8 protein-coding genes are annotated in these 6603 nt (G+C 59.8%); 3 read left to right on the top strand and 5 right to left on the bottom strand.

What is annotated here, in order from left to right:
- Positions 1–340: 340 nt before the first annotated feature.
- From TX23_RS27650 to TX23_RS25310, 3 genes are all read right to left on the bottom strand, one after another.
- Positions 341–511: a putative metallothionein gene (locus TX23_RS27650; RefSeq protein ID WP_019816816.1), complete on the bottom strand. Its 171-nt coding sequence runs from the start codon at positions 509–511 to the stop codon at positions 341–343.
- A gap of 89 nt (positions 512–600) precedes the next feature.
- Positions 601–1056, bottom strand: coding sequence for a DMT family transporter (locus TX23_RS25315; protein ID WP_057704516.1), 456 nt, complete (start codon positions 1054–1056; stop codon positions 601–603).
- A 4-nt stretch (positions 1057–1060) separates the two neighbouring features.
- Positions 1061–1549, bottom strand: coding sequence for a DMT family transporter (locus TX23_RS25310; protein WP_057704515.1), 489 nt, complete (start codon positions 1547–1549; stop codon positions 1061–1063).
- A 117-nt stretch (positions 1550–1666) separates the two neighbouring features.
- On the opposite strand from TX23_RS25310, the gene TX23_RS25305 reads away from it, so the two are divergent.
- From TX23_RS25305 to TX23_RS25295, 3 genes are all read left to right on the top strand, one after another.
- Complete coding sequence (locus tag TX23_RS25305; RefSeq protein ID WP_057704514.1) at positions 1667–2599, top strand: LysR family transcriptional regulator; 933 nt, start codon at positions 1667–1669, stop codon at positions 2597–2599.
- 140 nt (positions 2600–2739) lie between these two features.
- Positions 2740–3099 carry a type II toxin-antitoxin system Phd/YefM family antitoxin gene (locus TX23_RS25300; RefSeq protein WP_167346954.1) on the top strand — a complete coding sequence of 120 codons (360 nt, stop codon included), beginning with the start codon at positions 2740–2742 and terminating at the stop codon, positions 3097–3099.
- The gene (locus TX23_RS25295) at positions 3096–3473 is read left to right on the top strand and encodes a type II toxin-antitoxin system VapC family toxin (protein WP_057704513.1); all 378 of its coding nucleotides are present in this window, start codon (positions 3096–3098) and stop codon (positions 3471–3473) included. The genes TX23_RS25300 and TX23_RS25295 overlap by 4 nt, the downstream gene beginning before the upstream one ends.
- 22 nt (positions 3474–3495) lie before the next feature.
- Here the strand turns inward: TX23_RS25295 and TX23_RS25290 are convergent, their stop codons facing one another.
- Both TX23_RS25290 and TX23_RS25285 read right to left on the bottom strand, forming a co-directional pair.
- Positions 3496–4818, bottom strand: a complete 1323-nt coding sequence (locus TX23_RS25290) for an Nramp family divalent metal transporter (protein WP_057704512.1) — start codon at positions 4816–4818, stop codon at positions 3496–3498.
- Between the two features lie 41 nt (positions 4819–4859).
- Positions 4860–6413 carry a DUF726 domain-containing protein gene (locus TX23_RS25285; protein ID WP_057704511.1) on the bottom strand — a complete coding sequence of 518 codons (1554 nt, stop codon included), beginning with the start codon at positions 6411–6413 and terminating at the stop codon, positions 4860–4862.
- Between the last annotated feature and the right edge of the window lie 190 nt (positions 6414–6603).

Genomic DNA, 6603 nt, shown 5'->3' with positions numbered 1-6603 from the left:
CCCGTGCTAACGAACATTGACCCCTGGTCAGACCGTCGCGAATTGATGCCTGCGCTCCTACCGGCCCTTGAGGCCTTTTTGTAATGGGCAGATCGCGAGCTGATCCAATGTTGGCCAGAAGCTGTTTGGAGCTTCCTCGGATAGGCCTGATACATAGATGCAACCGGGTACCAATGTTTGAAAAGCGGGTTGACAGTGGGGGCGAGTCCATACATAGGAGCGAGCCTGCTCGCGAAAAACCCAAAGGCACCGCGTTTATTCAGGAAACACGCGTTATCGTTGGCGTTTTTCGCGAGCAAGCTCGCTCCTACCCATTAGTCGAGGCCATTTCGCGCTGATGTCAACCGTGAGCCGACTTGGCGCACTCACAGCCCGTCGCGGCGGCGCAAGGCTCACCATGGGCATGGTGCTCGGCACAGCCCTGGCAGCAATAGCCCTTACCGTCTTTCATGATCGCATCGGCACCCAGTACGCATTTGCAGTGGGGGCAAGCACAGGTTTGATCCGGCATGGTCAGACTCCTTCTTCATGGTCGTCTCGGTGCGGCGAATGCCGCACCTTAAGCAGTGACTGCATGCACAACACCAAGGTTCAAAGCCGTCAGTCGGCCGCCCGGGTATTGCTGCGGTACATGAACACCAGCGCCAGAGCCAGGCACAGCATCGCCACGATGCGGCTGCCCGACAATTCGATCGCAGGGTTGCCCAGCCAGCCAAAGTTGTCGATCAGCATGCCCATTCCCAATTGCCCGACAATCACCGCCACCGTGGCGACCGCCGTGCCCACAACGGGCACTGCGCCGACCATCACCAGCATGTACACCACACCGAACAGGGCGCCGGTCAACTGCCATTTCGGCACGTCCAGCAGGCTGACGGCCTGGGCCGGTTCGAAGAAGAATATCAACAGCGCCGTGATCAGCGCGCCGACGGCAAAGGTCAGCAGACTGCTGCGCAATACGCCGACCGTCTGGCCCAGGCGCCCGTTGATGGCGGCCTGCACACTCAACACCGCCCCGGCTGCAATCACCACCACCAGTAACATCATCAGATTCATCGTCTTACCCTCGTGCAATCAGAACCAGCGCCGCCACAATCAACGCCAATGCAATCCAGCGCTCGCCATTGACCCGCTTGCGCGCCGCGCCGAACCAGCCGAAGTGGTCGATCAACACACTCTTGCCCACCTGTCCCGACAGGATCGCAATCATGGTCATCGCGATACCGATGTGGGGCGTGGCCAGCGTCAACACCACCACGTACATCGGCCCCAGGAACCCGCCAATCAACTGCCAGCGCGGCAGTTCGGTGAATGCCGGGCCCTTCTGCGGTCCGCTGAACAGCAGCAGTAGAAGGAGAATCGCGGTGCCGACGCCGAAGATGCTCAACGTCGCCCACAAATGCCCGACCTGCGCGCCCAATGGCCCGAGCAGGCCAGCTTCCACCGACAGGCCCATGCCCGCCAGGATCACCAACGGCAACAACAGCAACCGCAGAAAATTTTTGTTAGGTCTGGCCTGCGCCACACCTTCAATAGAACGTGCCTGCATAGATCACCTGCGCATCAACAAGGAAAACATGGCGCGCATTATCCGGTGGCCGTCCTGTGCGATAAATGGGAGCATACAAACAACACCTTTGCGCAATACGCACAGCCAGGAGAGATGATGCAGGGTTTGAATGAGCTGAGTTTCAAGGCGCTGCGCCTGTTCGTCGCCGTGCTGGACCACGGCAGTTTTTCCGAAGTGGCCCGCCGCGAGAGCCTCGCACCCTCCTCCATTTCGCGGCAAATTCAACTGATGGAACAGGCCCTCGGCCAGCAGTTGCTGTACCGCCACACTCGCGCCGTCAGCCCTACCGAAGCCGGGCGCCTGCTCGGGCGTCATGCCCGACTGGTCCTGGAGCAGTTGGAAACCGCGAACCAAGCCTTGCAGGAACAGGACAGTGAGCCCAGCGGGCTGGTGCGTATCAACGCGCCCATGGTATTCGGCCAGCGCCACCTTTCACCGTGGCTGGGAGCGCTATGCCGGCGCTACCCGAAGCTGCAACTGGATATCCAGCAAACCGACACCTTCGTCGACCCACTGCAAGACGGCACCGACCTGCTGTTTCGCATCGGCGTGCTCAATGATTCGGGGATGCAGGCACGCATCTTCGCGCCCCAGCGCTTTCGCATTGCCGCCAGCCCCGCCTACCTGGCGCAACATGGCACACCGCACCACCCCGACGAACTGGTCAACCACCAATGCCTGGCCTACAAAGGCATCACCGGCCAGCAACGCTGGTTCTTCAGGCGCGGCCAAAGTGACTGGTCCGCCTACAGCGTCAAGGGCCCGATCACCGGCAACCACGCCGACACCTTGACCCACGCCGCCGAACAGGGCCTGGGCCTGGTGGTATTTCCCTCCTGGCTGATTGGCGAAAGCTTGCGCGCCGGCAGTTTGCAGGCTGTGCTGACTGAATATGATGTCGCGACCACCCTGGAGCCCCAGCAGATTGCCGCGCTGTGGCCGGGCAGCCGAAGGTTGTCGCTGAAAGTGCGTACGGTGATCGACTATTTCGTGGAGTGCTTTGGGGCGGTGCCGTATTGGGATCGGTAAGTGAAGCCGCCCTTCCTGATGATGTCACCGAGGGAAAATTCCTCGGAAGAAAAGTAGGCCGGTTCTGATTTTACGAGCCAGTATTTCTGGATACCGAGCGCTGGGGCAGACTTTGGTTTGTTCTTTCTTGGAGATATGCCATGAATGTCATGTATTACAAACCATCACGCGCGGAACGAGCAGCTTTGGCCAGTGGTCGAGCCGTCTTTGATAGCTCACGTAGTTTTGGCTATATTTGGCCAAAACACGGGGAAGACCACATGATTACCGTTCCTCTCGGTGAGGCAAAAAACAACCTGTCCAAGCTCGTCGACGATGCCGCCGCCGGTAAAATCATCACCATTGCCAAGCATGGGCGCGCAATGGCACAGCTGGTGCCCGTCGGTAAGACCAACCGACAGCGGATTGGCGCAATGAAGGGAAAGCTGGTCATCCCTGAAGATTTCGACGCGCCACTCCCTAGCGATCTACTGGATGCATTCGAGGGCAACCACTCGTGAGACTGTTGCTGGATACCCATATTCTGCTGTGGGCGCTCAACGATGACCCCAGGCTATCCGGCAAAGCTCACAAGCTGATTGAAAATGCCGCAGACATTTATGTCAGCGCAGCAACATTCTGGGAAATGGCAATCAAGGTTGGGCTGGGTAAGCTCGATGTAGACCTGGATGAAATCCGTGAATATTGCTCCAAAAGCGGTTTCGTCGAATTACCCATCACCCTTGAACACGCCATTGCGGTCAAGGATCTTGAGCATTATCACAAGGATCCTTTTGATCGGCTGATCATTGCAACAGCGTTGAGTGAGCCGATGAAGTTATTGACGGCTGATCCGCAGGTTGCCCAATACACATCATTGGCTATGTTGGTGTAGGTCGTGTTCCAGCGGCCTTCCATCAATCAAACAACCACTGCCCAATCAACCACGCATTCGCCCCACTGATCACCGCGAACAGGAACCACGCCAATAGCCGCGTGGGCAGTCGATTGACGAACGGCCCCATCAACTGCTTGTCACCGGTCATGCGGATCAGTGGGTACAGCGCAAAGGGCAACTGCAGGCTCAGTACCACCTGGCTGAGAATCAGCAGCTTGCCGATGGCATCGTCGCCCATCAACCATACCCCAAGGAACGCCGGGATCAACGCCAGCCCGCGGGTGATCAGGCGTCGTTGCCAGCAGGGTATGCGCAGGTTCAGGTAGCCCTCCATGATCACCTGGCCGGCAATGGTGCCGGTAAAAGTCGAGCTCTGCCCCGACGCCAGCAAGGCGATACCGAACAGGATGCTGGCGAAGGCGCCGCCTACCAGTGGGTCGAGCAGGTGGTAGGCGTCCTGGATTTCCACCACATCGGTATGGCCCGTCTTGTAGAACGCCGCAGCGGCCAGCACCAGGATCGCTGCGTTGACCAACAACGCCAGGGCCAGGGAACCGATGGTGTCGATGCGCGCCAGCTTGACCGCATCCTGCTTGCTCGCCAGGTCCTTGCCGATCAGGCGCGTCTGAACGATGGAACTGTGCAGGTAGAGGTTATGGGGCATGACCGTGGCGCCAAGGATGCCGATAGCCAGGTACAAAGGCGCCGCGTCGCTGATCGCCGACAGTGAAGGCGTGAAACCGCTGAGCACGTCGGGCCAGTAGGGTTTGATCAGCACCAGTTCGATAAAGAAACACACGCCGATGGTCGCCACCAGCGCCAGCATGATCGCTTCAAGGCGGCGGAAACCGCGGTTTTGCAGGGCAAGGATCAACAGCGTGTCGAAGGCCGTGATGACGATGCCGGTGGTCAGCGACACGCCAAGCAGCAGGTGAAACGCCAGGGCGCAACCGAGCACTTCGGCAAGATCGGTGGCGATGATGGAGATTTCCGCCAGCAGCCATTGGGTACGTGAGGAGCGCTTGCTGTAGCGCTCGCGGCACAGTTGCGCCAGGTCCTTACCGGTGGCGATGCCCAGCCGTGAGCACAGGCACTGCACCGCCATCCCTGCAAGGCTGGCCAGCAGCACCACAAACAGCAGGCTGTAGCCGTAGCGGGAACCGGCTTCAATGGCGGTCGCCCAATTGCCGGGGTCCATGTAGCCGATGGAGATCAACAAACCGGGGCCGGCGAACATCAACATTCGTTTGAAAAACGACGCCTTGGGGTCAACGGCGACAGAGCCGGCCACTTCCGGCGGGCAGAACGGGGCGGTAGCGATTTTCGGCAGGTTGAATTTCACGCGTCATTCCAAACAATACACAAGGCTTGGGCAGCAGCTTATCAGCCGGACGCGACCGTGCGCATCACCGTGTCCCGCGGCAAATCAAAGGCCTCCACCACTTGCACCACCAGGTCCAACTCCTGGTTCAGTGCCTCGCGCTCCATGCGCTGGCGAATCACGCCGACCACCAATACCGCCAAGGTGGTGATCGAATACGCCGGGCCGGAAAACGCTCGCACACCGCTGACCAGCAGCATCGCCGCCGCCAGCGCCTGGCCCACCACCGGAATCGCCGTGGCCGCACCGCGGCGCAGGATAAATCCGGTCAGCCCGGCCAGTGCGGTACCGCTTAAAGCTGTGGTGGCCGAACGGCCCACGTCGAAGCGGGTGAACAACCCCTGCTCTTTTTGCGCAGCGGCCTTGAGTTCGGCGTCGAACGCCTGACGGTCGGCGCGGCTGAGTTTGTCCTTGTACTGCTCGATCAGCTTTTCTGCGACCTGCGCTTCGATATCAGCCAGCGCCACGCTTTCAAGCGGTTCATCGAACTTGATGCCCAGGCGTTGCGCCACCTCCTCGGCAATCTGGCGATAGCCCACGCCGTGACCACGGGCCAGGTTCATGAAGCTGTCACCGCCCATGCGCTGCAATTCAATAGCCAGCTTCAGCGGTTCGCGCACACTGGCGTCAATCGAGGCACTGCGCTTTTGCGCCATCAACTCGGCGAGAAACTTCAGCTCTTGGGGCCGTGCCTGCACCAGCACCGGGAACAGTTCGGCATCTTCTTCGGCAAACCGCACTTCGCTGCTGCGCAGGTCGGCGCGGATCAGGCCCCGGCGCTCCTGCAGCAAGTCGGTGTACTGCACCACCGTCTTCAATTGCGGCCAATAAGCGGCATGATCGAAGCTGGCCAGATGCACGTTGGTGACCTTGGTCTTGAGTGCTGGCGTGACGTCAATCGCATAACGGCCGATACAGCGCTCGCTATCCGGCTTCAGGGCCAGTGCCCAGTCCTTGCTGGAGTGGCAGTTGATCAACCGGCCCTTGAGCGGCGCCGACACTTCATCCCAGGGGCTTGACGTACAGATCGCGCCGCCCATCAGCAACAGGTTGTTCAATGGCAGTTCGCGGGCGGTATCGGGGCTGGCCAACAGGCTCTTGACCAGGATACGCGCCCCCAGGGAATGACCAATCAGGTTGATGCGCCGCACAGGCAACGACTCGTCGTGCAGGTAGCCGGCCAGTTCCGGCAACAAGGTCCTGGCCACTTCATCAACCCGCGCCTCCACACTTTTGTAATGGTCAAGAAAGTAGGCAATCGCCCTGCCCACGCCCACCGTCGCTGCGCCCAGGCCACCACCGCCGAGCATCGAAGCGATCACATCCTTGAACGGCGCAAACAGGTTTTCCAGAAAGTGCCCCGCCGGCCAGAACAGCATCAGGTTGGTCGAGCCTTCGATACCCGCCAATTGTGCCTTGAAATTGCCCAGTTGCTGGCGGTTGAAAAAGGCCGAATAACCGTGAACATAGAGATTGAGCACATCCCCCTGGGGCTCGCCACATAGAACGAAGGTGGGCTTGCGGGTGCGGTGCATTTCATCCCACTGGTGTTGCATGGGCCGGTGACTCCTGGTGGCAAGGGATGGCGATAGTAACAAACAGTGCCCGCAAGGAAGGTGAATCCTGACGGGCGTTAGCCACGTTCAGGACAACGGGAATAACCCGAGTCGAGCACGCCACAGTTCAGCCAGAGCCAACACTCAGCCTGTGTGACGAGGGAGCTTGCTCCCGCTGGACTGCGCAGCA

This window comes from Pseudomonas paralactis, assembly GCF_001439735.1.
Classification (GTDB): Bacteria; Pseudomonadota; Gammaproteobacteria; order Pseudomonadales; family Pseudomonadaceae; genus Aquipseudomonas; species Aquipseudomonas paralactis.
Note: the sequence above shows the minus strand (reverse complement) of the source record. Positions and strands in the feature narration are given on the sequence as shown.